Origin of the sequence: Streptomyces niveus, assembly GCF_001723055.1 — a bacterium.
GTDB lineage: Bacteria > Actinomycetota > Actinomycetes > Streptomycetales > Streptomycetaceae > Streptomyces > Streptomyces niveus.
Genome location: NZ_MDCR01000039.1, coordinates 63,193 through 86,956, shown reverse-complemented (window position 1 = coordinate 86,956; position 23,764 = coordinate 63,193). Strand labels below are relative to the sequence as shown.

Genomic DNA, 23,764 nt, shown 5'->3' with positions numbered 1-23,764 from the left:
GGTGGCGCGCCGGTCAGAGCAGGCCGGTGGCCCGCAGCGACGGCTGGAGCAGCTCGCCGTGCGCGCGCACCATGTCGTCGCACAGCTCCCAGATGCGTTCCACGGGCAGCGCGGCGGCGGTCGCCGGGTCGGCCATCGCGGCTTGGCGTACGGAGCGCGGGTCGTCCTCCAGGGCGGCCCTGACGACCAGGCCGTTCATGCTCAGATAGCCGCGGTTGAGCGCCGCGCACTGGGCGGGCAGCTCGCCTATGCGGGTCGGCTGGACGCCCGACGCGTCGACCAGGCACGGGACTTCGACGGTGCCGGTGGCGGGGAGGTTGTCGATCAGACCGTGGTTGGGGACGTTGCCGTAGACGGTCCGGGGGGTGCCGGTGACGATGCTGTGGATGACCTGGGGCGCGTACTCCATGGTGCCCTCGACATCGAGCGGGGCGCCGGCGGCGAGCGCGTCGCGGGTCTTCTCGTAGAGGGCGACGTTCTCGTCGACGATCCCGAGGTACGCGCCGACGGGCAGCCGCAGCCGTTCGATCTCGCTGTCGTGGTGCAGATACCAGGGCACGTACTCGGACGAGTGCTCGCTCGTCTCGGTGGGGTAGTAGCCGAGGCGCCGGTACATGTCGACGCGGACCCGGCGCCGCAACTGGGGCTCGGCGGCGATGAGTTCGTCCAGCCGGGGGTAGAGGTCGGTTCCGTTGTGCTCGAAACGCAGCAGCCACGCCTGGTGGTTGACCCCGGCCGCGCGGTAGGTGACCTCCTCGTAGGGCACGTCGAGCAGGTCGGACAGGTCGCGCAGGGTCCAGTAGACGGAGTGGCACAGGCCCACGACGCGGGTCAGTCCGGTGGCGGCGGTGAGGTACTGGACGTTCATCGCCATGGGGTTGGTGTAGTTGAGCAGCCAGGCGTCGGGGCACAGTTCGGCGATGTCCGCGCCGAGCGCCTTCAGTACGGGGAAGGTGCGCAGCGCGCGGAAGATGCCACCGATACCGAGGGTGTCGCCGATGGTCTGGCGGACGCCGTACGCGGCGGGTACGTCGAAGTCGGTACGAGTCGATCCACCCATGCCGACCTGGACGATGTTGATGACGAACTGGGCGTCGGCCAGGGCCTCCCGGCGGTCCGCGTGCGCGGTGATGCGTGGTGCGGCGCCGCTGCGGTCGGCGATGTGGCGGGCGGCGCCGTGGGCGGTGGCGAGCCGTTCCGGGTCGATGTCGTGCAGGGCGATGTGGATGTCACGGAGTTCGGTGAAGGCGAAGAGGTCCGTCAGGAGCCCCTGGGTGAAGACGACGCTTCCGGCGCCGATGAAGGCGATCTTGGTGGTGCTCATGCGAGGGTGGCTCCGTTGCGATGGGTGGTGGTGCGGGCCGCGTCGGCGGCGGGCGCTCCATGGGTCTGGTGGGCTTCATGGGCCTCGTCCCAGGTGGGCTGGGCGGGCGTGCCTCCGTAGGCGCGGGTGGACAACGCGCCGCAGACCGCGGCGAGTTCGAGCGCGTCGGCGGTCGAGTGTCCGGCCAGGACGGCGGCGACGAAGCCGGCGTCGAAGCTGTCGCCCGCGCCGACCGTGTCGAGCGGGCGGGCGGGGATGCCGGAGGTACGGACCGCGGAGCGGCCGTTGTGGGCGAGGGCTCCGTCGGCGCCGTCCTTGACGACCACCAGCGGTCCACGCGCGGCGAGTTGGCCCGCGACGGTGTCGAGGGGCGCGTCCTCGGGCAGCCCGGCGAGCGCGCGGGCCTCCCGGGCATTGGGCAGCAGGATGTCGGTGACGGCGAGCAGCGCGCCGAGCCCCCGCGAGCCGTCCTTGTCCCAGGTGCCCGCCGGGTCGTCGTTGGTGTCGAGCGAGGTGGTGACGCCCCGGTCGTGCGCCGTACGGAACAGGCCGGGCAGCGCGCGGGCCAGGTACGGCATCAGGAAGTAGGAGGCGGCGTGCACATGGCGGCAGTCGCCGAGCAGCGCGTCGGGTACGTCGTCGGCGCGGGTGGCGGCGAGGGTGCCGGGCGCGGTGAGGATCGTACGGTCGCCGTCGCCGCGTGTCACCACGACGGTCAGCGGGGTCGACAGGGCCGGGTCGGTCCGTACAGCACTGGTGTCGACGCCCCGCGCGGCCAGGGCCGCGACGACGAACCTGCCGGCCTCGTCGTCCCCGACGCGGCCGGCGAAGGCGACCTTCAGCCCGAGCCGGGCGGCGCCGCACGCCATGATCGCGGCGGAGCCGCCGAGTGTCAGCAGCCCGCTGTCGACGAGTTGTTCGCGCTGGCCGAAGGCGAGGGGCGCGTCGAGTGGTCCGACGACGATGTCGGGGTTGACGTCCCCGACGACGAGAAGGTCGAAGGCGCGGGCATGGGGCGAGGCGTGGGAGTTGGGCGGGTTGTGCGGCATCCGGCTTCCCTGGAGTACACGGCGACGTGAGGAGAGATGGGCGAGGTGGTCCGGTCTCATCCCTTGAGCCCGGAGGAGGTGATGGACTGGATGAACGACTTCTGCGCCACGAGGAACGCGATCAGCACCGGCAGCACGGTGATCACGTTGCCCGCCATGACGGCCGCCCACTTGGTGTGGTGCTGCCCCTGGAAGGTCGTCAGTCCGAGCTGCAACGTGTACTGCGTGTCGTGGTTGATGGCGATCAGCGGCCAGGTGAGGTCGTTCCAGGTGGTCAGGAAGGTCAGCACCGCCACGGTGCTCAGCGCGGGCCGCGACATCGGCAGGACGATGAGGAACAGCACCCGCAGCCGGGAGCAGCCGTCCATCCACGCTGCCTCCTCCAGTTCCCTGGGCAGCGAGAGGAAGAACTGCCGCAGCAGGAAGACCGCGAACGGGGTGACGAGCGAGGGCACGATCAGCGCGCCCAGGGTGTCGATGAGGCCGAGGCGCTTCATGACGAGGAAGGTCGGGACCATCGTGAGCTGGAACGGGATCGCCATCGTGGCGAGCATCAGCCCCATCAGCAGCCGGGACCCGGCGAACCGCATCCGGGCGAAGGCATATCCGCCGAGTGCGCCGAACAGCAGGTTGGACGCGACCGCGACGACCGACACGATCAGCGAGTTGGCGAACCAGCGGGGGAACATGGCGTTGCCGAGGACGTAGCGGTAGCCGCCGAGGTCGATGCCCGAGGGCCACAGGGCGGGCGGGAAGCGGTTGATCTCGGCGTCGCTCATCACGGAGCTGAGCACCAGCCAGACCAGCGGGACCGCGAAGACCAGTGCGAGCGGCGCGAGCAGCAGATGCCAGGCGCTGAGCGGCAGCCGGGCGAGCCCCCGGCGCCGGGGCGGCGTGGCGACCGGTGGGGTGGCCGGTGAGGTGGCGACCGGTGCGGTGGTGACCGTCATTTGCCGGCTCCTTCGAGGCGTACGGGGCGGGCCGAGCGCCGCTGTTCACGGCCCCGGACCAGCCGCAGGCCGACGGTGACCAGGCCCAGCGCGACCGCGAGCACGTAGGCCGCCGCCGCGCCGTAGCCGGCGGTGAAGTTCTTGAACGCCTGCTCCCAGATGAAGTAGACGATCACGGTGGTGGACCCGAGCGGCCCGCCCTTGGTCGTCACGTACACCAGGTCGAAGACCTGGAGCGCGTTGATGGTCTGCCACACCAGCAGGAACACGCTCACCGGTGTCATGGCGGGCAGGGTGACGTGCCTCAGGAGCTGCCACCGTCCCGCGCCGTCGAGGCGCGCCGCCTCGATCAGGGACGGCTGGACGTCCTGGAGCGCGGCCAGACAGACCACGACGCAGAAGCCGGTGCCGCTCCACAGCGAGATCGCGACCAGGACGAGCAGGGCCTGGCCGGGGTCGGTGAGGAAGCCCTGCGGGGAGATGCCGAGCGTGTTCAGTACGGAGTTGGCGGCGCCGAACTCGGGGTCGAGGATGAAGGAGAACAGCACGCCCTGGGCCGTGGCCGAGACGACGAACGGCACGAAGATCAGGGTCCGGTAGAGCCCCACGAGCCGGATGCGCCTGTTCAGTACGAGGGCGAGCGCCAGCCCGATGCCGATGCTCAGCGGGACGTACAGCACCGTGTAGAGCAGGGTGTTGCGCACGGCCTGGCTGAAGTTGGGGTCCTGGCTGAGCGCGCGGTAGTTGTCGAGTCCCACCCAGCGGCTGGGGGTGACCAGGTCGGACGCCTGGAAGGAGAGCAGGACCGACCAGGCGACGGGGATGACGCTCAGCCCGAGGATGATCAGGACGGCGGGCGTGATGAACGCCCAGGCGGTCGCGGTCTCGCCGCGGCGCAGCGGTGAGCGGCGGCGCCGGCCGGGCTCTCGCTCGCCCGCACCGGCGGCGTGGTCCGCCCGGTCCCGGTCCTGGCCGTGGTCCTGTTGTCCGTCCTCGCGTGCGTCCCCCGCCGGGAGCGTGAGTGGTGTGGGCAGTCTCGGCATGGTGGTTTCTCCTCAGCGCGGGATGAGCAGCGCGGCGTCGGCCGTACGGGCACATCGGCGCAGTGCGTCGGCGGGGCTGGATCTGCCGAGCAGTACGGCGGCGATCGCCTGGCCGAGTGCCTGCGAGATCTGCGGATACGCGGGGTGGACGGGCCGTACGCGCGCGGTCTCCAGCGCCCGCGTGAACACCGCGAGACCTTCCGTCTTCTCGTCCTGGGCCCGCCAGGCGGGCAGCGCCTGGGTCGGCCGGCTGAGCGGCAGGCTGCCTGCCTGGATGTCCCAGCGGACGTCCTGGGCGGGCTGGGCCAGCCAGGTCACGAAGGTACGGGCGGCCCGCACGCGGGCCGGGCCGTTGTCGAAGACGGTCCAGGTGTCGGGTCCGGAGATGGTGATCGGCTTGCGGCTGTAGCTGGGGAGCGGGACGACGTGGTAGTCGATTCCCGCGTCACGGATGTCGGGGAGCTGCCAGGGTCCGGTGACGACCATGCCCATGCGTCCGGAGAGGAAGACCTGGTACATCTGCTCGCTGCCGGGCTTGGGGTCGACGTACACGCTCTTCGCCCGCGCCAGCGCCTCGACGGTCTCCAGTGCCCGTACGCCGGTCTTGGCGAAGCCGATCGACCGTCCGTCCGGCGCGACGACGTCACCGCCCAGGTCCCACACCATGGGCCACAGCCGCCACACGGTGTCCTCGTCCCCCACTCCCGGCCAGCCGGTGCCGAAGACGCCCCGCTTCCGGTCGGTGAGACGGGCGGCCGTGTCGGTGAACTCCTGCCAGGTCCAGCCGGCTCGGGGCAGGGGCAGACCGGCCTCGCGGAAGATCTTCTTGTCGCAGACGACGGCGAGCGAGTCGAGGAGGGCGGGGGCCGCCCGTACCTGGCCGTTGACGGTGACGGCCTCGCGCGCCGGCGCCCAGTAGTCGCTCCACGGGGTGGGTCCGGAGCGGACCGTCTCGGACAGGTCCACCACGGAGGGGCTGCGGGCGACGCTGGCGAGGTCCGAACCGAAGATGTACGCGATGTCGGGGAAGGAACCGGACGCGAGCGCGGCGGTGATCTTCTGGAGCATGGCGTCGGAGAGGACGCCGCCGCCGGGGTCGACGCGGATCGTGGGATGGGTCCGGTTGAAGTCCTTGACCAGTGCTTCGATCGCCGCGCGGCCGGTGTCGGTCTGCCCGTGCCACAGCTCGACCGTGACCCGTCCGTCGGCGCCGACGCCGTCGGAGGCGCCCCCGGCGCAGCCGGCCGCCGTGGCCGACGCGGCGGCGGCGAGCGCGAGTCCGGAGCCCCGGCGCAGGAGGCCGCGCCGGGACAGGCGGGGCGGTACGCGGGGCGGGTTGCGGCGGTCGACGGCCATGTGAACCTCCGTGCTTCGTACGTCGTGCTCCCGGCACCACGGCGGGCGCGACGGCGACAGCGCTCCGGGCGAGGGGGAAGAGTCGGGGCCCGGCCGGGGTGCGGTCGCCGCGTACGGCGGCGCCGCACCGGGCCGGGTGAACTGCCCTTCGTGGAAGGGCTGACGAGCAGGAGGTCAGCAGGTCTGGCGGAGGTAGCCGCTGCTGCCGGCGGGCCGGACGTCGAGGTCGCGGCGGACGATGCTGAGCCGGTCCCCCCAGCCCTCGCACGCGGTCGCGAGTCCGCCCGCCGTGTACTCGATGACGATCACGTTGTCACCGAAGTACTCGGTGAAGGAGTCGCACTCCTCGTACTCCCCGCACTCCTCGACGATGGCGAAGTCGAGCCCGGTGTCGTCGCGGAACTCGGCGAGGTCGGCGGTGTTCTTCTGACCGATCGCCAGGCCCTTGTCGTGCGCGTGCCGGGAGAGGAGGGTGATGAACTCCCTGGCGGCGGCGGAGCCGAACTGGCCCCGGCTGCGCTCGTAACTGTCGTAGTTGTCGGGCTCCACGGCCTGGAAGCCGCTGCTCGCGCAGCCGTCGATCCAGCCGTTCACCTTGGCGGCGATACGGTCCCGCTTGGCCGGGGTGCTGACGTCCAGGATGGCCTCGTCCCACTCCTCGTCGATGATGACGTCGCCGTTGGCGTCGCGGAGCAGGAGGTCGGGCGCCCACTCGTCCAGTTCGTCGGGCTGGACCTGGAAGGCGTTGACGTAACAGATGTTGTAGAGGCCGGGCGCCGGGGAGTCCTCGCGGTCACGGCTGACCACGCTCACCCCGGCGGGCGGCGTGTACCCGCCGCCGATCTGGTAGTCGAATCCGGCGTGGACCGGCGGGAGGGGCGCGGCGGCCGACGCGCCCGCGGAGGACGAGGCGAGGAGGGGGGTGATCAACGCTGCCGTGAGGCCCGCCACCCCGGTGAGGAACCGGCGGGTACGGACACGTGTGATGCTCACAGTCGAGCTCCAGAAACATGGAGGGTACGTCCCCGCCTCGGACCCTGGAGTGATCCTGGCGACACTGTCCGGGCTTGCGGGCTCCCATGGGCCCGTCCACCGGCTAGGCGTACCTCTGGCGCCGTGTGCTCAGCTCTGCTCGCTCAGCTGCGGCGTTGCGAGGAGTAAAGCGAGCGGACCTCCTTCGTGTCAACAGAGCGGGAGGTCCCCGGCGTCGACGCCGGGGGTCACGGCCGCGTCCTGGTCACCGTCCCCCGGTGACCAGGGGCGGGTGCTACCAGGTGGGCATGATCCCCTCGGGATAGCGGGATCCGGCCGCGCCGCGCGGGAGGATCTCCCGGACGCGCGCGAGGTCCGCCGTCGAGAGCGTGATGTGCGCCGACGCGGTGTTCTCGGCGACACGGCGGGGGCTGCGGGTCCCCGGGATCGGCACGATGTCGTCGCCCTGGGCCAGCAGCCAGGCCAGCGCGAGCTGGGTGACGGTGATGTCCAACTCGGCCGCGAGCGAGGTCAGTTCACCGGTCGCGGCGAGGTTCTGCTCGTAGTTGCCGGGCTGCCAGCGGTCGTCCCAGCTGCGCATGTCGTCGGCGGGGTACTCGGTGGCCGGCTTCACGGTGCCGGTGAGGAAGCCCCGGCCGAGCGGGGAGTACGGCACGAATCCGATGCCCAACTCCCGTACCACCGGCAGCACGTCGGCCTCCACGGCACGCTCGAACACCGAGTACTCCGTCTGGAGCACGGAGACCGGGTGGACGGCGTGCGCGCGCCGGATGACGTCGGGGCCCGCCTCGCTCAGCCCGAGGTAACGGACCTTGCCTTCGGCGATCAGTTCGCCGACCGTGCCGGCCACGTCCTCGATCGGTACGTCCGGGTCCACCCGGTGCTGGTACAGCACGTCGATCCGGTCGGTACCGAGGTGGCGGAGGCTGTTGTCGGTGACCTCGCGGATATGTTCCGGCCGGCTGTCCAGTTCGGACCCGACCCGCTCCGGATCGCTCAGGTCGAAGCCGAACTTGGTGGCGATCACGACGTCGTCGCGGAAGTCCTTCACCGCACGGCCGAGCAACCGCTCGTTGCTGCCGGTGCCCAGGCCGTACAGCTCGGCGGTGTCGAAGAAGTCCACACCGAGTTCGTACGCCCTGCGGATGGTGGCGATGCCGCCGGGCTCGTCGCCGGTGCCGTACGCCATGGTCATGCCCATCGTGCCGAGGCCGATCGCCCCGACCTCCAGGCCCTGCTTGCCGAGGGTGCGCCGCGGAAGGTTCTCACCAGGTTGTGTCATGCCTCCGACGCTACTGACCGCACCCCTGAAGATCATTGGGCACCGGCCGCGTAGAATTGCCTGATCCTCTCACCAAGGAGCACTCCATGCGAGATCAGCTGGACCAGCTCGCGGCGGTCGTGGCCCGGCACGCCGACAGCCTCTGGCACGACAGCGCCGTGCCGCATCAGGTCCTCGTGGCGATCGACGAGCCTCTCGCGCCCACCGACGTGCTGTACGAGCCGATGATCTGCTTCGTCGCCGAGGGGTCGAAGAGGGCCACCGCCGGCGAGCGGAGTTGGGGGACCGGGCGGGGCGAGATGTTCTTCAATCCGCTCGTGCTGCCGGTCACGGCCTTGTTCGACGAGGTGCCGTACCGCTCCGCGGTGCTACGGCTCGACGGGCGGGCACTCACCGGTCTGCTGCTGGAACTGGACGGCGATGAGCCCCGTACGCCGCCCGGTCCCGGTGGGCGGATCACCGCCCCGATGACACCGGAGATCGTCGACGCCGTCACCCGGTGGGTACGGCTGCTGGACACCCCGGACGACATCCGCCCGCTCGCGGCCCGGTTCGAGGCCGAGATCCTCTACCGGCTGCTGGGCAGCCCGCTCGGGCCGGGCCTGCGTCAGTTCACGGCGGCCGACTCCGCCACGGCCCGGGTGCGCACGGCTGCCGCGTGGATCGCCGCGCACTTCACCGAGCCGCTGAGCGTCGACACGATCGCGGCGGTGGCGCACATGAGCACCGCCACCCTCCACCGTCGCTTCAAGGCCGCCACCGGTATGAGCCCGCTGCGTTTCCAGAAACAGCTCCGACTGCAGGAGGCACGGCGGCAGTTGGTCGCCGGTGACACCACGGCGGCGCTGGTCGCCGAGGCGGTCGGGTATGTGAGCGCGACACAGTTCAACCGGGAGTACCGGCGCGCCTACGGCCTGCCGCCCGCCATGGACGCGGCCCGGCTGCGCGGCCGGCTGGCGGGTGCCCGGCCGTCGTGAGACCGTCCGGCGGTCATGAGCCCGTCCGGCGCCCGGGGATATCGATCTGGCAGATCGGGGCCGGGAGCGCTATGGTCACCGCGATGACTACCTTCTCCTCTCGCAGATTGGGGGACCCGTCCGCGCAAGGTGAGTGCTGATGCTCACTGAGACCGCGAACGGGATTTCCCGCTCCTCCCGCCTTTCCTTCTGGCCGCGCGTGCGTGAGTTCGCCGTGCCGCCGTCCATGATCGAGACTGCGACCGCCCGCCGCGGAGCCGGCGACTGGGCGGGGGCGTGTGCCGCCGCAGGCATCGACATCGATTTCGATCCGCGCGCCGTGGCGCGTACGCACGGCTCCGAACTCGCGGCCCGACTCCGGGCCGATCTGCGCCACTTGGCGCCCGATCTGTTGCGCTGGCACCTGCCGAGAATCGCTCCCGACGGTCTGCTGCGCCCGGGACTGACGGTCGCGCTGGCCCGCTACGAGGGCGGCGCGGACGGTCCGGTGCAGCTCGTGGTCCGGACTCCGCCCGCCTGGGCGGATGCCGGTCAGCGGATCAGCCTCGCGCTGTGGGACGGCTCCCTCACCGGCGACGCCACCCGCCGTCATCCGCATCCCCGTCCGGACCGGCGGTTCCGGCTCGATCTGCACCGCCATCTGTGGGACGCGCGCAGGACCGACGAGCTGACGGTACGGGCGGGCGCCAACCACCCGTGCGGCGAAGGGCGTTCGGTGCTGGACGCGGCGGTGCTGGAGCGGCTGCCGTCGGGGCACCACTGTGCCGTGGACCGGTGGGCCGACGAGGCCGGGATCCTGCTCCGGGCCGGGGGCCGGTCCGGCGGTGCGTTCACCGTACGGCTCGGGGCCCGGCGCCGGCTGGACCTGGAACTGGTCGCTGACGAAGGCGGCCTCGGGCCGCCCGTACTGCGGATCGCGCCACCGGACAAGGCCGGCGGCACACCCGCGCCGCCGCTCCTGCCCGACGCGGCGGTGTGGGTGCTGCCCGACCTGGAGCTGCTCCGCGCCGGTGCGATCGACGTCGGTCGGCTGCACCCGCTGGTCGCCTCGGCACTCGTACCCTCGTACGCGCCGTCAGCCGCTCCGTCGAGGATCCCGGAGCAGGCCGGGCAGCCACGCGTCGTGGAGTGCCGGGGAGCACTGCACCGGATCGGTCTCGTCGACGGGGTGCTGGCGCCGCTGGACCACGACCCGGTCGAGATCCGGCGGGAGGAGTTGCTGGCCACCCTGACCGGGACTCCGCTCGCCTGTCTGCGGGCGATCGACGAGGCGCACCGGAGTCCGGACTGCCTCCCCGGCGTGCGCGAACGCCTCGATCACGGCGACGCGGCCGGCGCGCTGGCCGTCGTCGAGGGGCTGTTGGGGCCCGACGCGCTGCTGCGCGACGGCGCTCTCCGGGAGGAGCTGGAGGCCGCCGCGGAGCGGCGTGTCGTCTACGGCCTGTTCAGGGCGGGGCTGATCGGGCCGGGACCGAGGTCCGGGCGCAATCTGCCGCGTGACCGGCGTCCTCTCGGGATCCGCTCGCATCCGCGCCACCTGTCCATCCGCTGACGCGGGAGCGGGTTCGCTCATCCCTTGTCTTCTCTTGTCTTCTCTTGTCCTCGTTCTTTCCTCTCCGACGAACTCAAAGGTGATGCCACTTGTCCACTCCCCTGCCCGGCGAACTCGACGTGGCCGGCGACCTGTTGGCGCTGCTGCGCGATACGACCACGGAACCGCGCCCCGACATCCAGTTGGAGGCGCTGACCCTGGCCGTGGCCGCCGACCTGCCCGTACTCCTGTGGGGTGAGCCAGGCATCGGCAAGACCGCCGCGCTGACGCAGCTCGCCGCCTCGCTGGACCTTCCGCTGACGACGGTGATCGCCAGCGTGCACGAGCCCTCCGACTTCGCGGGCCTGCCCGTCGTCGGGGACGATCCCGCCGAGCAGGGGGTCCCGATGGCCCCGCCGGACTGGGCGGTCCGACTCGTACGGGCCGGACGCGGGCTGCTGTTCCTGGACGAGCTGTCCACGGCGCCGCCGGCCGTGCAGGCCGCCCTGCTCAGGCTCGTACTGGAACGACGGATAGGCGCGCTCCAACTGCCGTCCGACGTACGGATCGTGGCCGCCGCCAATCCCCGGTCCTCGGCGGCGGACGGGTGGGAGCTGAGTCCGCCGCTGGCGAACCGGTTCGTCCATCTGCGGTGGACGCACGATCATGACGTGGTGGTGCGCGGCCTCGGTGGGACATGGCCCGTGGCGACCCTGCCACGGCTGGATCCGCAGCTGTTGCCGGGGGCCGTGGACTTCGCGCGGCGTGCCGTGTGCGGGCTGCTCGCCGCGCGGGCCGGGCTCGTCCACCGGCTGCCGAGCAACGAGGCGCGGCAGGGCGGCCCTTGGCCGTCGCCGCGAAGCTGGGAGATGGCTCTGCGTCTGATCGCGTTCGCGACCGCCGCGGGCTCCTCGCGGGACGTGCTCTCCCTGCTCGTCAGGGGGACGGTCGGGGACGGTCCGGGGCTCGAACTGCTCGCTTCCCTGGACCGGTTGGACCTCCCCGACCCCGAGACGCTGCTGGCCGATCCGGCGGGCGCCGTCCTGCCCGAGCGCGGTGATCTGCGCCAGGCCGTGCTCGACGGGGTGGTGCGAGCGGTCCGCGAGCGCCCGGAGAAGTCCCGGTGGGACGCGGCCTGGGCGCTGCTGGTGCGGGCGATGGAGACCGGGGCGCCGGACCTGGTGGTCGTCCCGGCGACCACACTCGCGTCGTTGCGGCAGGAGGAGTGGGACGTGCCCGCGTCGATCGACCGGCTCGCCGGGGCGGTGTCCCTGTCCCGGCGTGCGGACCGCGCGGCGGAGCGCACGGCGGTCCGTGCCGAGTCGGCCGCCCGGGCGGGCCGGTGACCCCGGAAGCCGGTACGAACGCGGCCCCGGACCAGGACGCGCCGGGAAAGCTGGACCTCGACAAGCTCTTCGCCGCCCGGCTGCACGCCGTCCGGGTCCGGCCCTACATGGCGACGGCGCTGTTCGCGTTGCATGTCGTGGAGTCCCACCGGGTCCCGACAATGGCCGTCGACCGGTACTGGCGGTGCTACGCCTCACCGGCGTTCGTCGCCCGGACTCCGGTGGAGGAGCTGGCCGGTGTCTGGGTGCACGAGGTGTCGCATCTGCTCCGTGACCACCACGGACGCAGTGACCGGTTCGCGCGCGCACACGGATTGACCGGTCCGGGCGAGCGCCTGCGGATGAACATCGCGGCGGACTTCGAGATCAACGACGACGTGTTCGGCGACGGGCTGACCAAGCCCGAGGACGCCGTCGAACCGAGCCCCCTGGGACTGCCTGCCGGGCAGCTGATGGAGGAGTATCTGCGCCGGTTCCGGCTCGGCCCGTACACGCGGGGCATGGCCTGGCTGGACTGCGGCAGCGGTTCCGACGGGCTGGCACGGGGGTGGGACCTCGGTCCTGGCGGTTCGTACGGTCTCAGCGCGCAGGAGCGGGACGCTGTCCGGTTCCGGGTGGCGCAGGGCATCAAGGCCCGTCCCGGGAACACGCCGGAGGGGTGGCAGCGGTGGGCGGACGAGGCGTTCCATCCGCCGCAGCCGTGGCGGGAGTTGCTGGGCGCGGCGGTCCGCTCGGCGACCTCGGGCTCCGGCGCGGGCGAGGACTACTCGTACGGCAGGCCGTCGCGGCGCTCGGCCGGGGTGCCCGGCGCCGTACTGCCGAGCCTGCGGCGCCGGCCACCCCGGGTCGCGGTCATCATCGACACGTCCGCGTCGGTCAGCGACTCCGAGCTGGGCGGCGCGCTCCACGAGGTCGCCGCCATCTCCCGTGCCGTGGGCGGGCGTCGGGACCTGATCACGGTGCTGCCGTGCGACGCGGCGTCCGAGATCGCGTACCCGTTGTGCCGGGCCGCCGGGATTCCGCTGGTGGGTGGCGGGGGAACGGATCTGCGTACGGGCTTCGCCAGGGCACTCCGCAGGGGCCACCGGCCGGACGTCATCGTGGTCCTGACCGACGGGCAGACCCCCTGGCCCGACGCCCGGCCGCCGTGCCGGACGGTGGTGGGCCTGTTCGACCGGTCCGCCGACTCGTGGAACGAGGACGATCCCGACTACGTACCGGACTCGCCGCCCGCGTGGGCGCGCGTGGTGAACATCGGTTAGCCGGGGTGGCGGCGCTCGGCTCAGCCGTCGGCCTGCCCGGGAGGAGGGCGGCCGGCGCGCCGCCGCGCCATCGCGTCCTCGATCGCCTGCTCGACGAGCCGGGTGGACTGCGCCGGAGTGCCGCTCTTGATCAGGGCGCTCATCCGCTGGGCCTCCTGGACGGTCGGCAGGAATCCGGCCAGGAGCAGGGGCAACAGCAGCCGCCGGGCGAGGAGTTCGTTCGCCGAGGTGACATGCGGCCTGCGGAGGACGGAGACGTTGACCCGGACGGCGTGTTCATTGCCCCTCGGAACGCCCGGCCGGTCCGTCTCGATCGCGGCGTAGCGGAAGCCGTGGGCCTGGTCGCAGGCGAAGCAGCCGACGGGGCCGCGGCCGAGTCTGTCACCGCACCGCGCGCAGTGGAGCCGGTCGAGCGCGGCGTCGACCACCCGCCAGTCGTGGCGGTCGGGTTCGGCCGACACCATCCCGGCGAGCGCGGCCTCCTGGTCGTGGGCGACGTCCCATCGGCGCGTGAACGCTGCCCACGCGTCTTCCACGATGCCGTCGACCAGTGCCCGGCAGACCGTACAGGCGGGCGCGCCCCCGTACTCGTACCCGGAGCACTCCGCACAGCGGCGCGGGGCCGCTCCGACCTCGGGTCTCACCATCGCGTGTCCCCTCTCACGGCCGTACCGCGGTCACTCGGCGTTGAGGACGGCGATGCCGGCCTCGCCCGCCTCGAACCGGTCGAACAGCTCCGCGAGCGAGGCCGCCGAACCGTCGTGGTCGATCAGGAGCACCGGCTGCTTCTCCCCGTCCTGTTCGGCGGGGACGAAGTCCGTCACGATCTCACGGCGCAGCAGGACGACCCGGTCCTCGTCCGCGCCGTCGACGGGAAGATCGGCGAAGTCGGCGAGATCGGAGCGATATCCCGGCTCCTTGACGAGGAGCTGTCCGGAAGTGGTGACGACGACCGCGAGCCGGTCGCCCGTCCGCTCGTAGCGGGCCGACAGGTCGAACGGCAGCAGGTAGAACACCCCCTCCTCGCCCTCGTGCCCCCGGTCCAGGAGCCGGGATATCGCGCGCTCCCCGGCGTCCCGCGAGGCACAGTCGTGGCCGAGGAGCACCGCCGGTTCGCCGTCCGGGTCCAGGGCGGGAACCGGGGTGATCCACATGCGCGCCGAGTCGTCCATGGGGTGATTCAAGCGCACGGCACCGACAGGCGCCGGATCACGGTGCGATGAGGACCTTCAACGACTCGCGCCGGTCCATCGTCCGGTACGCCTCGGGCACCTCGTCCAGCGACACCGTACGGTCGAAGACCCGGCCGGGTTCGACCGTGCCGTCCAGGACGGCGGGCAGCAGCTCGTCGATGTAGGCCCGCACCGGGGCCGGGCCGCCGGTCAGCGTGACGTTCGGCCCGAACAGGCTGGTGAAGCCGACGGGGGCGGCCTCGTACTGCGGCACGCCGACCCGGCTGATCACCCCGCCGGCCCGTACGGCGCCGACGGCCATCTCGTACGCGGGCAGATGACCCACGGCCTCAAGCACCGTGTGGGTGCCCTGGCCGCCGGTCAGTTCGCGGACCTTCTCGATGCCCTCCTCGCCACGCTCGGCGACGACGTCGGTGGCGCCGAAGAATCGTCCGAGGTCGGTACGGCTCCGGTGACGGCCCATCAGAATGATTTGCTCGGCGCCCAGTTGGCGCGCCGACAGCACCGCCATCAGTCCGACGGCGCCGTCACCTATCACCGTCACCGTGGTCCGCCGGGTGACCCGGGCCTGCCTGGCGGCGTGGTGGCCGGTGCCGTACACATCGGCCAGCGTCAGCAGTGACGGCAGCAGCGCGGAGTCCTCGGCCACGGGGAGCTTCACCAGGGTGCCACCGGCCTGTGGCACACGGACGGCCTCCGCCTGGGCGCCGCCGATGCCGGCGGCGAAGAACCCGCCGTCGGGGCAGGAGGTCTGAAGCCCCTCCCGACAGAACGCGCAGGTGTTGTCCGCGTACGCGAACGGCGCCACGACCAGGTCACCGCGCCGGAGCCCGGACACGTCCGAACCGGTCTCCTCGACCACTCCGAGGAATTCATGGCCCATCGGAACGGGCCCGGCCGCGGACGTCATGGTGCGGTACGGATGCAGATCGCTGCCGCACACGCAGGACCGGACGACCCGGACAATCGCGTCGGTGGGCCGCTCGATCACCGGATCCGGCGCGTCCTGGACACGTACGTCTCCGGCTTCATGCATGAATGTCGCCCTCATCGGGACATCTCTCTTCCTGCTTCGAATTCAGAATCTGAGCCCCGTCACTCACGTTCGCACCCGCGTCCGCGCCGAAAAAGGGGAGAAATTCATCCTGGGAGAAAACTCTCCCTCCCAGCCGCCCGGCACCGGGTGAGACAGTGGACGTATGAGCAGCGACGCCGCCCACCGGAACGAGCTGGGAGAGTTCCTCAAGGCCCGCAGGGCGGAGCTGAGCCCGCGCACCGTCGGTCTGCCCGACAGCGGCGGCCCGCGCAGGGTGCCGGGGCTGCGGCGCGAGGAGGTCGCGCGGCTGGCCGCCATCAGCACCGACTACTACACGCGTCTGGAGCAGGGCCGTATCCAGGCGTCCGCGCCCGTCCTGGCCGCGCTGACCCGCGCTCTCCACCTGCAGGACGACCAGCGCGCGTATCTCTTCAGCCTGGCGGGCAAGCCGCCGGCGCGCTCCCCGCGCAGGGCGCGGCAGCAGGTCCAGCCGCAGTTGCGGCGGCTGCTCGACGATCTGACGGCCACGCCCGCGGTCGTCATGGGCAGGCGTATGGACATTCTCGCGTGGAACGCGCTCGCGGCCGCGATGATCACGGATTTCGGGCAGATTCCCGAGAAGTCGCGCAATTATGTCCGACTGATCTTCACGGACCCGGACATGCGCACTCTGTATTCCGACTGGAATACGGTCGCGCGTACCTGCGTCGCCCAGCTCCGTATGGAAGCCGCGAAATACCCGGACGATCCCCGGCTTTCCGCGCTCGTCGGGGAACTCTCCGTACATGACGAGCAATTCCGCCGGTGGTGGGCCGCCCACGACGTCGCCACGCTGAGCGTGGGCACCAAGTCCCTGCGGCATCCGGTCGCCGGGGAACTCACCCTCGACTGGGACACCCTCACCGCCACCACCGACCCCGACCAGCAACTCGTCATCTGGACGGCGGAGCCGGGCACCCCGACCTACGACGGCCTGCGGTTCCTCGCCTCCTGGGCCACCGCGGGCGCGTCGGGTTCCTAGGTCGCGCGGGTTCCTAGGTCGCGCGCCGTGCCTTGTGGAGCTGCTGGAGTCCCAACGGCGCCGGAGGCGGCAGGCGTTGGGTGTGCTCGGGCCTGAAGGACTGGAGGAGATAGGCGACCAGCCGCCGGGACGCGGCGAGTGAGACCTGCCGGGACTCTCCGACGACGCCGCTGTTGGCCAGGAGGAGCAGGGTGATGTCGGACGGGTCGAAGTCATCGCGCAGTTGGCCGGCATCCTTGGCCCGCCGCACCAGTCGTTCGAGGCCCTCCTCGGCGCGGGTGCGCTCGCGGTTGTAGTCGACGGCGTCGGGAAACTCGGAGAAGAAGGCGGCGGTGAAGCCCCGGTCGGTGGCCTGCATGGCGCAGACCTGCTCGATGACGGTGCACAGGCCGCGCCAGGGGTCGGGATCCGCCAGTGCCTCGTCCAGGACCGAGACGCAGATGCTGAGCTGTTCGGCGAAGGCTTCGCTGATGAGAGAGGCGCGGGTGGGGAAGCGCCGGTAGAGGGTGGCGGGGCCGACGCCGGCGCGGCGGGCGATCGCCGTCAGGGGTACGTCGGTGCCCTGGGTCGTGAACGCCTCGCGGGCGACTTCGAGGATGCGGTCGCGATTGTGCTGGGCGTCGGCGCGCAGCGGGGTGCCACCGTCGGTGTCGGTCGTGACGGTTTCGGCCGGTGGGCCTGGTTTCCGAGAGGGCTGAGCAGGCATGTCTCTCACTTTACGGCAAGTGGAAGGTGTCGTCCGTTTATCGCGTTAGCTTGATCGTAAGAGCCACGCCGGAGAACAGGACCACACCATGAGCGACATGCGCGCAGCCCTCTTCGACCGTTACGGACCCCCGGAGGTGCTGTACGAGGGCCGGGTGCCGGTGCCGGACGTCAAGCCCGACGAGGTGCTGGTCCGCGTCCACGCGGCCACCGTCAACGGTGGTGAGACGGCGGGCCGGGCCGGGAAGATGCGGCTGGTGACGGGGCGCCGTTTCCCCCAGCGCACCGGGCTCGACTTCGCGGGTGAGATCACCGAGGTCGGCCCCTCGGTGACCGGGCTGCGGGAGGGTCTGCGGGTGTGGGGGCTCCTGGGGCGGTCGACGTTCGGCAGCGCGGCGCAGTACGTGGCCGTGCGGCCCCGGCAGATCGCCCTCGCCCCCGGCAATCTCAGCCCGGAGGAGGCCGTCTCCCTGCTGGCGGGCGGCACGACCTCGATCACCGCCCTGCGCGACAAGGCCGGTCTCAGGCCCGGCGAACGCCTTCTGGTGCGCGGCGCCAGCGGCGGGGTCGGCAGCGTCGCCGTCCAGATCGGCAAGCTCATGGGTGCTCACGTCACGGCTCTCGCGGGTGCGCGGAATCTCGACTTCGTCCGGGGCCTGGGCGCGGACGACGCCTTCGACCACCGGACGACCCATCCGTCCGCACTGGGCACGTTCGACGTCGTCATGGACACCGTCGGCACCGAACACCCCGTCTACCGCCGCCTGTTGGCGCCGGGCGGGCGCATGGTGGCCATCGCCTTCGATGTCGACAACGTCGCCGCCAGCCTGTCGTACATCCTCCGCTCCACGGTCCACGGCTCCCGGCGCGTGCGCGCCTTCAGCGGCAATCCCAAGCACGCGCTGTTCGCCGAGCTGACCCGGTACGCGGAGAGCGGCGACGTCCGCCCGGTGGTCGACACCGTCCACCCGCTCGACGAGATCGCCGAAGCCCACCGGGCGCTGGAGGCGGGCGGCGTCCGTGGAAAGCATGTCGTGCGGGTGGTGTGAGCACGCTCTTCACCGAAGGGCGGGGAACTCCGTCGTGCCCGGGCCCGCGGGGCCCCCGCTCAGGCGCACCGTCGCGATCTCCCACGCGCGCAGCGGGATCCGGACCGTGCCGGGTTCGGCATCGGGCGCGGTCGTACGGGTGTCGTCGGCGCCCAGCAGGCCGACGCGCCGGGCGTGGGTGAACGGGCCGCGTACGACCGCCGTGGTCGGTTCGGGGGACGCGGCGACCAGCCGCACCTCCAGCTCGCCGTCGCGTCGGCGGAGGCTGGTCATGACCGCGCCCTCGACCGACAGGCCCGGGCACGAGACGGGCGGCGCGTCGCGTGGGCCGGATCCCGGCGTGGCGTGCAGGGGGTGGCGGTAGCGTTCGGCCGCCGCCATGAGGTCCGCGTCGTGCCAGTCGCCCGCGTGCGGCAGCACGGCCAGCGAGACGGTGGTCGTTCCCACCATCTGGGCCGCCGGGACGGCCAGTTGGGGGCCCGCCGGTTCCGCGCGGCAGGGGTGGATGTTGCGGCTGAGCCAGCCTGTGGCGCGCAGGACGGTCAACGCGACTTCCCGGTCGAGGAGTTCGTACTCGCACGCCTGGCTCAGCAGCAGGCCCGCGCCGCCCGCGTCGACGAATCCGTGGGCGGGAAACGTCGGGACGGGGCGCTCGCTGAAGCCGCCTTCGGCGGTGCGTCCCCGCTCGACCACGGCGAACTGCCCCTCGGCATGGGAGGTTTCGGCGGGCCGGGCGAGCGGCACGTGGAGGCGTACCCGGTGGTCGAGCGAGGCGTTGTCCAGCGTCAGGTCCAGCCGGGCGAAGGGCTCCCCCGCCCGCAGTTCGACGTCCAGGCGCACACCGCCGGGCCGGGTCGCCGCCGTACGCCGGTCGGCGGTCCGGTCCACGGCCTGCGGCCAGTCGTACAGGCGCTCCACGGTGAGTGAGGCGCGCAGCGGGCCGCCGATCGCGGTGCCGACGCGCAGGGTGCGGGGTGTCGTGACGAGCGTGTCGGTGCCTGGCGGGGCGTAGTTGTAGCTGTCGCCCCGGTCGCCGCCGTCCACGACGCGGCCGACGCCGTCGAGCACGGTCCCGTCGGCGGCCGTGACGCGGAGCGTGCCGTCGTCCAGCGCGGTGACGGTGACCAGGCCGTTGGAGAGCGTCCGGCCTTCGGCCCGTACGGGCCGCTCGGCCGGCTGCGCGCCCCGCACCGCCCGCAGCGACGTCCAGCCGAGCGCCGGTACCCGGGCCAGGCAGGTGACGGTGCGGTGCGCGGCCCGGGTGATGCGTACCGTCCAGTCGCCGCGCGCGCCCGTCACGGCGGCGCGGACGGCCTCGACGTCGAACGGCGTGTCGCCGCCGTGCCGCGCCACGCCGAATTCGAGTACGCGCCGTGCGTCGTCGCAGGACCAGTGGGTGATCTCGCTGCCGAACAGCTCGCGCCCGTGGATACGCGGCAGAAAGGCGGTCAACTCCTCGCCGGGCAGGGCCTCCGAGAGCAGGAGTTGTTCGCCGCGTACCTCGGTCTGGGCGGGCAGCCTGCTGCCGTCGGGCAGTTCGACGGCGATGTCCCGCCAGTCGTCGGGGACTTCGAGATCGACGGTGACGACGTCGTCGCGTGCGGCCGGGGTGGGGTTGAGGACGAGTACGGCGTCCCGCGAGACCTGCGGCGCGAGGCCGCCGGCGACCCTGTCGCGTACGGCCTGTCCGAGGTGTCCGGCCTCGCTGATCCGGGCGAAGACCTGGGTGGCCGTCTCGTCCACGCCGCACCCGGTGACCGAGTCGTGTCCCGACGCGTCGATCAGCCGCCACCACGCCATGTCGAGGAATTTCTCCGGCCATTGGGCCGACCAGAGCGCGGCGAATGGCTCGGCGTAGCGTTCGACCAGACGCTCGGCGCGGGCCAGTGCCTGCTTGAGACGGGGGCGTACGGAGAGCACTCCGGGCAGGATGTTCGCGTGGGCGTGGCTGCGCAGTTCACCTGCCACGACGGGCAACGAGCCGTCGTGCGGGTCGCGTTCGCGCAGGTAGTCGGCGAGGGTGGTGATGGTGACGTCGACGTCCGCCCGGTCCAGGCCGGCGACGAGTTCGACCAGGGACCCGACCGGCGCCGAGTGGTCGGTGCCGTACATCGCGAGGACCGGGTCGGCGCCGAAGGCGGGGGTCAGTCGCCTGCCGAGGTCGGCCATGCGTCCGGCGAAGTGACCGGGGTCGGAGAGGACGTACGCGGCGTTGCCGTAGCCGCCGGCGAGATATTCGGTACGCACCGAGCTGCCGTCGGGTGCCTGCCAGCGGAAGGCGTGTCCGGGGACGCCCGCGGGGACGCCCCGCCACACACAGGCGTGGTCGAGTCCGGCGGCGGAGAGGATCTGCGGCATCTGCGCGCAGTGGCCGAACATGTCGGGGAGGTAGCCGACCGGCATGGCGCTGCCCAGTTCGGTGGCGCGGCGGTGGCCGAGTTCCAGGTTGCGGATGATGTTCTCGCCGGAGCACAGGAACTCGTCGAGGAGGATCTGCCAGGGGCCGACGGCCAGTTGACCGCGCCGGACCAGCCGGACGACGCGCTCACGGTGCTCGGGGCGTACTTCGAGGTAGTCGTCGACGGCGGCCATCTGCCCGTCGAGGGTGAACCGGAACCGTTCGTCGGCCTCGGCCCGGTCGAGCACCTCGTCCAGCAGGTCGACCAGGCGCAGCCGGAACCGTTGGAAGGGCTCGTACCATTCGCGGTCCCAGTGGGTGTGCGGGACGAGCCGTACGTCGGGAGTGGTCATCGCGCCGGAGTCTCCTGTGCGTCGGTGCTGCCCGTCGGGGTGAACGTGAGCGTGAGGGACGCCCTGGCGGGGTGGAGGCGGTACGGGGGCAGGACGCCGGGGCCGCAGGACGCCGACCCGAGTCCGTTCTGGGCGAGGTCGAGATTGAGTACGACGGTGTCGCCGGGTGCGAGGCCCGTGGTGTGGGTCGCCGCGTCCAGGTGCTCGGACGTCCAGCGGCGGGCGGTGAACGCGAAGGCGGGTTCGCCGTCGACGCGCAGGCCCGCGCCGTCGGCGGAGGTCAGCCGCAGCCAGCGCAGGTCGACGCGGTTGCCGTTCTCCTGCGGGCGCACGTACGGCGTCTGGAGGGCGTCGACGGTGCGGGTGAAGCGGCCGATCCGGGCGGCCTGCCGGCTGTCGGCGTACGCCTCACCCGGTCCGCGCCCGAACCATTCGGCGGTTCCGAGACCGCCCGGCAGCGCCATCCGCAGACCGAGCCTCGGCAGGGTGCACGGCCAGGTGCCGTCCGGCTCGACCTCCAGGCGCAGCCGCAGCCGGTGCGCGTCGCCGCTCCAGTGGTAGTCGGCCCGCATGCCGAAGCCGAGTCCGGGCGGGGCGACCCGCGTGCGGACGACGAGTGTGTCGCCGAGCCGTTCGGTGCCCAGGAGCTGGTGCTGCAGCCGGTGCAGTCCGGCGGCCCGCCAGCGGGTCTCCTCGGGGTCGTCGGAGCCGCGGTCGTTGTCGGTGGGGGCCCGCCACAGGTCGAGCCGGGGGCCTTCGACGGGCAGGCCGCCGAGTGCGGTCAGCCGCCCGGTGAGCGGGTCGAACACGCCGGGGCCCAGGCGTAGCTCCGTACCCGTCGTGTCCAGGACCGCCCCTGCGGCCGGTGGTACGGGGGCCGCCGGCGTCACGGGGGTCTGTCCCCAGGCCACGATGTGCCCGGCCGGTGCCCACGCGGTGTCGGCGGCGAGCGCCGCCCGTACGGTGAGCCAGCTTTCCGCGCCGGTGGGCGGGAGTCCGGGCAGCGGTACGTCGGCGCTGTCGCCCGCTTCGACCGGCGGCACGGTGAGGACGCCGTGCGCGATCCCGGTCCCCTCCTCCTCCAGCACCCAGTGGAATCGGAGATGCGCCGTCGACAGGACGTCGTAGTGGTTGGTGACGCGCAGAGCGCCGTCGGCCGCCGTGATCCGCACCGGTTCGAAGACCTTCGCGAACTCCGCGAGGGCCGGGGACGGTGTGCGGTCGGGGTGCACCAGTCCGTCGATGACGAAGTTGCCGTCGTGCAGGGGCTCGCCGAAGTCGCCGCCGTACGCGAAATGGGTATCCCCTCGCGTGTCCCGCCGGGTGATGCCGTGGTCGATCCACTCCCACACGAAGCCGCCCTGGCAGCGCGGATGGCGTTCGAACAGCTCCCGGTACTCCACCAGGCCGCCCGGTCCGTTGCCCATCGCGTGGCCGAACTCGCAGAGGATGAAGGGCAGTTCACGCACGCGCGGATGTCCTTCGACGCCCTGTCCGATGCGGTCCACCTCGTCGTGCCCGGCGTACATCCGGCTGTGGACGTCGGTGTACGAGCAGTCGGTGTCGCCCTCGTAGTGCAGGGGCCGCGTGGGGTCGCGCCGGTGGGTCCACTCGGCGGCGGCGGCCAGATTGCGGCCGGTGCCCGCCTCGTTGCCGAGCGACCATATGACGATCGACGGATGGTTCTTGTCCCGCTCGACCATGCGGCGCATCCGGTCCAGATAGGCGTCCGCCCAGCGGGGGTCGTCGCTGGGGTTGCCCTGCCAGTCGAGTTCGGAGAAGCCGTGTGTCTCCACGTCGCTCTCGTCGATGACCCACAGGCCGTAGGTGTCGCACAGGTCCAGGAACGCGGAGTCGGGCGGATAGTGGCTGGTGCGGACGGCGTTGACGTTGTGGCGCTTCATGAGTTCGATGTCGGCCACCGCGAACTCGCGGGGCACGACCCGTCCCGAATCAGGGTGGAACTCATGGCGGTTGACGCCCCGGAAGACGATACGGCGGCCGTTGACCTTGAGTTGGCCGTCCTCGACGGTGATGGTGCGGAAGCCGATACGTACGGGGACGCGCTCGGTGTCGGTGTGGACCTCGCCCTCGTACAGCCGGGGTTCCTCGGCGCTCCACGGCGCCACGTCCGTGATCTCGGCCGACCGCCCGGCGGGCAGGTCGGTGACGCCCAACTCGGGGACGGTGATCCGGACGCCGCTGTCGGCGTCGAGACGCAGCGTGCCGCGCGCGGTGAGGTGGTCGTAGCCTGCGTCGACGGTGAAGTCCCGTACGCCGCCTGCGGGTCGGGCGAGCAGGGTGACGTCGCGGAAGATGCCGGACAGCCACCACATGTCCTGGTCTTCCAGGTAGCTGCCGGCGGACCACTGGTGGACGCGTACGGCGAGCAGATTGCCGCGCGGTCGCAGCAGTGGGCCGACGTCGAACTCCGCCGGCAGCCTGCTGCCCTTGGTCACCCCCAGTTCGACGCCGTTGAGCCAGACGCGACCGCAGGAGTCGATGCCCTCGAAGCGCAGCACGGCGGGCTCGTCGGGCCAGTCGTCGGGCAGGTCGAAGAGCAGCCGGTGGTCGCCCGTCGGGTTGTCGGACGGCACCTGGGGCGGGTTGACCGGGAACGGATAGCGGACGTTGGTGTAGGCGGGGCTGCCGTGGCCGTGCAGTTGCCAGTGGCCGGGGACGGGGATGTCGGTCCAGCCCCCGTCGTCGAAGTCGTCGCGCTCGATCCCGTCCGGCGCCGCGTCGACGGCCGGTGAGAGCAGGAACCGCCAACTGCCGCCCAGGCTCAGCGCGGGCGCGTCGGAGCGGAAGGCGGACCGGGGCGCCGTCGAGCCGTGACCGGGGGCCGGATCGTCCACGTACGAGAAGTCGGCGTGCGAGGAAGGCAATGGATTCC

Annotated in this window: 19 protein-coding genes; 6 read left to right on the top strand and 13 right to left on the bottom strand. The window is 72.0% G+C overall.

The features are described from left to right. Positions 1–13: 13 nt before the first annotated feature. From BHU15_RS05820 to BHU15_RS05790, 7 genes are all read right to left on the bottom strand, one after another. On the bottom strand, positions 14–1,324 hold the full coding sequence (locus BHU15_RS05820; protein ID WP_069626181.1) for an alpha-glucosidase/alpha-galactosidase: 1,311 nt from the start codon (positions 1,322–1,324) through the stop codon (positions 14–16). Then, complete coding sequence (locus tag BHU15_RS05815) at positions 1,321–2,373, bottom strand: carbohydrate kinase family protein (RefSeq protein ID WP_079127923.1); 1,053 nt, start codon at positions 2,371–2,373, stop codon at positions 1,321–1,323. Before BHU15_RS05815 ends, BHU15_RS05820 begins: the two co-directional genes overlap by 4 nt. A gap of 56 nt (positions 2,374–2,429) precedes the next feature. After that, on the bottom strand, positions 2,430–3,323 hold the full coding sequence (locus BHU15_RS05810; RefSeq protein ID WP_069626180.1) for a carbohydrate ABC transporter permease: 894 nt from the start codon (positions 3,321–3,323) through the stop codon (positions 2,430–2,432). Continuing rightward, entirely contained in the window at positions 3,320–4,366 is a 1,047-nt protein-coding gene (locus tag BHU15_RS05805) for a carbohydrate ABC transporter permease (RefSeq protein WP_079127922.1), read from the bottom strand. Before BHU15_RS05805 ends, BHU15_RS05810 begins: the two co-directional genes overlap by 4 nt. 12 nt (positions 4,367–4,378) lie before the next feature. Beyond that, the gene (locus BHU15_RS05800; protein WP_069626179.1) at positions 4,379–5,722 is read right to left on the bottom strand and encodes an ABC transporter substrate-binding protein; all 1,344 of its coding nucleotides are present in this window, start codon (positions 5,720–5,722) and stop codon (positions 4,379–4,381) included. Between the two features lie 174 nt (positions 5,723–5,896). Beyond that, the gene (locus tag BHU15_RS05795; protein WP_069626178.1) at positions 5,897–6,715 is read right to left on the bottom strand and encodes an endo alpha-1,4 polygalactosaminidase; all 819 of its coding nucleotides are present in this window, start codon (positions 6,713–6,715) and stop codon (positions 5,897–5,899) included. A 274-nt stretch (positions 6,716–6,989) separates the two neighbouring features. Further along, entirely contained in the window at positions 6,990–7,997 is a 1,008-nt protein-coding gene (locus BHU15_RS05790; RefSeq protein WP_069626177.1) for an aldo/keto reductase, read from the bottom strand. Positions 7,998–8,083: 86 nt separating this feature from the next. Here BHU15_RS05790 and BHU15_RS05785 point away from each other — a divergent pair, with 86 nt between their 5' ends. The 4 genes from BHU15_RS05785 (at position 8,084) to BHU15_RS05770 (ending at position 13,113) form a co-directional block, all read left to right on the top strand. Next, positions 8,084–8,974 carry an AraC family transcriptional regulator gene (locus tag BHU15_RS05785; RefSeq protein ID WP_069626176.1) on the top strand — a complete coding sequence of 297 codons (891 nt, stop codon included), beginning with the start codon at positions 8,084–8,086 and terminating at the stop codon, positions 8,972–8,974. Positions 8,975–9,113: 139 nt separating this feature from the next. Further along, positions 9,114–10,526 carry a hypothetical protein gene (locus BHU15_RS05780; protein ID WP_069626175.1) on the top strand — a complete coding sequence of 471 codons (1,413 nt, stop codon included), beginning with the start codon at positions 9,114–9,116 and terminating at the stop codon, positions 10,524–10,526. An 89-nt stretch (positions 10,527–10,615) separates the two neighbouring features. After that, entirely contained in the window at positions 10,616–11,851 is a 1,236-nt protein-coding gene (locus BHU15_RS05775) for an AAA family ATPase (protein ID WP_069626174.1), read from the top strand. Beyond that, positions 11,848–13,113, top strand: a complete 1,266-nt coding sequence (locus BHU15_RS05770; protein WP_069626173.1) for a vWA domain-containing protein — start codon at positions 11,848–11,850, stop codon at positions 13,111–13,113. The genes BHU15_RS05775 and BHU15_RS05770 overlap by 4 nt, the downstream gene beginning before the upstream one ends. A gap of 20 nt (positions 13,114–13,133) precedes the next feature. Here the strand turns inward: BHU15_RS05770 and BHU15_RS05765 are convergent, their stop codons facing one another. The 3 genes from BHU15_RS05765 to BHU15_RS05755 are packed head-to-tail and all read right to left on the bottom strand — an operon-like array spanning position 13,134 to position 15,357. Then, a complete protein-coding gene (locus BHU15_RS05765) occupies positions 13,134–13,760 on the bottom strand; it encodes a hypothetical protein (protein WP_069626172.1) in 627 nt (208 codons plus the stop codon). A gap of 30 nt (positions 13,761–13,790) precedes the next feature. Next, on the bottom strand, positions 13,791–14,285 hold the full coding sequence (locus tag BHU15_RS05760; RefSeq protein WP_069626171.1) for a hypothetical protein: 495 nt from the start codon (positions 14,283–14,285) through the stop codon (positions 13,791–13,793). 37 nt (positions 14,286–14,322) lie between these two features. Further along, complete coding sequence (locus BHU15_RS05755; RefSeq protein WP_107422790.1) at positions 14,323–15,357, bottom strand: alcohol dehydrogenase catalytic domain-containing protein; 1,035 nt, start codon at positions 15,355–15,357, stop codon at positions 14,323–14,325. A 148-nt stretch (positions 15,358–15,505) separates the two neighbouring features. Between BHU15_RS05755 and BHU15_RS05750 the strand changes: the two genes are divergently transcribed. Beyond that, positions 15,506–16,363 (top strand): helix-turn-helix domain-containing protein, encoded by an 858-nt coding sequence (locus BHU15_RS05750; protein ID WP_069626169.1) that lies wholly within the window; start codon positions 15,506–15,508, stop codon positions 16,361–16,363. A 13-nt stretch (positions 16,364–16,376) separates the two neighbouring features. On the opposite strand, the gene BHU15_RS05745 is transcribed toward BHU15_RS05750, so the two are convergent. Beyond that, positions 16,377–17,069: a TetR/AcrR family transcriptional regulator gene (locus tag BHU15_RS05745; protein WP_069626168.1), complete on the bottom strand. Its 693-nt coding sequence runs from the start codon at positions 17,067–17,069 to the stop codon at positions 16,377–16,379. 88 nt (positions 17,070–17,157) lie between these two features. Here BHU15_RS05745 and BHU15_RS05740 point away from each other — a divergent pair, with 88 nt between their 5' ends. Further along, the gene (locus BHU15_RS05740; RefSeq protein WP_069626167.1) at positions 17,158–18,117 is read left to right on the top strand and encodes an NAD(P)-dependent alcohol dehydrogenase; all 960 of its coding nucleotides are present in this window, start codon (positions 17,158–17,160) and stop codon (positions 18,115–18,117) included. Between the two features lie 9 nt (positions 18,118–18,126). Here the strand turns inward: BHU15_RS05740 and BHU15_RS05735 are convergent, their stop codons facing one another. Further along, positions 18,127–20,868 carry a glycoside hydrolase family 38 N-terminal domain-containing protein gene (locus BHU15_RS05735; protein ID WP_069626166.1) on the bottom strand — a complete coding sequence of 914 codons (2,742 nt, stop codon included), beginning with the start codon at positions 20,866–20,868 and terminating at the stop codon, positions 18,127–18,129. Then, positions 20,865–23,756, bottom strand: a complete 2,892-nt coding sequence (locus tag BHU15_RS05730; protein WP_069626165.1) for a glycoside hydrolase family 2 TIM barrel-domain containing protein — start codon at positions 23,754–23,756, stop codon at positions 20,865–20,867. Before BHU15_RS05730 ends, BHU15_RS05735 begins: the two co-directional genes overlap by 4 nt. Positions 23,757–23,764: the final 8 nt, after the last annotated feature.

Bases quoted from the DNA above. Each gene is read 5' to 3' on its own strand.
- BHU15_RS05785 (WP_069626176.1), top strand. From the start codon at position 8,084: ATGCGAGATCAGCTGGACCAGCTCGCGGCGGTCGTGGCCCGGCACGCC.
- BHU15_RS05820 (WP_069626181.1), bottom strand. From the start codon at position 1,324: ATGAGCACCACCAAGATCGCCTTCATCGGCGCCGGAAGCGTCGTCTTC.
- BHU15_RS05780 (WP_069626175.1), top strand. From the start codon at position 9,114: ATGCTCACTGAGACCGCGAACGGGATTTCCCGCTCCTCCCGCCTTTCC.
- BHU15_RS05760 (WP_069626171.1), bottom strand. From the start codon at position 14,285: ATGGACGACTCGGCGCGCATGTGGATCACCCCGGTTCCCGCCCTGGAC.
- BHU15_RS05805 (WP_079127922.1), bottom strand. From the start codon at position 4,366: ATGCCGAGACTGCCCACACCACTCACGCTCCCGGCGGGGGACGCACGC.
- BHU15_RS05765 (WP_069626172.1), bottom strand. From the start codon at position 13,760: ATGGTGAGACCCGAGGTCGGAGCGGCCCCGCGCCGCTGTGCGGAGTGC.
- BHU15_RS05735 (WP_069626166.1), bottom strand. From the start codon at position 20,868: ATGACCACTCCCGACGTACGGCTCGTCCCGCACACCCACTGGGACCGC.
- BHU15_RS05815 (WP_079127923.1), bottom strand. From the start codon at position 2,373: ATGCCGCACAACCCGCCCAACTCCCACGCCTCGCCCCATGCCCGCGCC.
- BHU15_RS05790 (WP_069626177.1), bottom strand. From the start codon at position 7,997: ATGACACAACCTGGTGAGAACCTTCCGCGGCGCACCCTCGGCAAGCAG.
- BHU15_RS05810 (WP_069626180.1), bottom strand. From the start codon at position 3,323: ATGACGGTCACCACCGCACCGGTCGCCACCTCACCGGCCACCCCACCG.
- BHU15_RS05740 (WP_069626167.1), top strand. From the start codon at position 17,158: ATGAGCGACATGCGCGCAGCCCTCTTCGACCGTTACGGACCCCCGGAG.
- BHU15_RS05755 (WP_107422790.1), bottom strand. From the start codon at position 15,357: ATGAGGGCGACATTCATGCATGAAGCCGGAGACGTACGTGTCCAGGAC.
- BHU15_RS05745 (WP_069626168.1), bottom strand. From the start codon at position 17,069: ATGCCTGCTCAGCCCTCTCGGAAACCAGGCCCACCGGCCGAAACCGTC.
- BHU15_RS05750 (WP_069626169.1), top strand. From the start codon at position 15,506: ATGAGCAGCGACGCCGCCCACCGGAACGAGCTGGGAGAGTTCCTCAAG.
- BHU15_RS05800 (WP_069626179.1), bottom strand. From the start codon at position 5,722: ATGGCCGTCGACCGCCGCAACCCGCCCCGCGTACCGCCCCGCCTGTCC.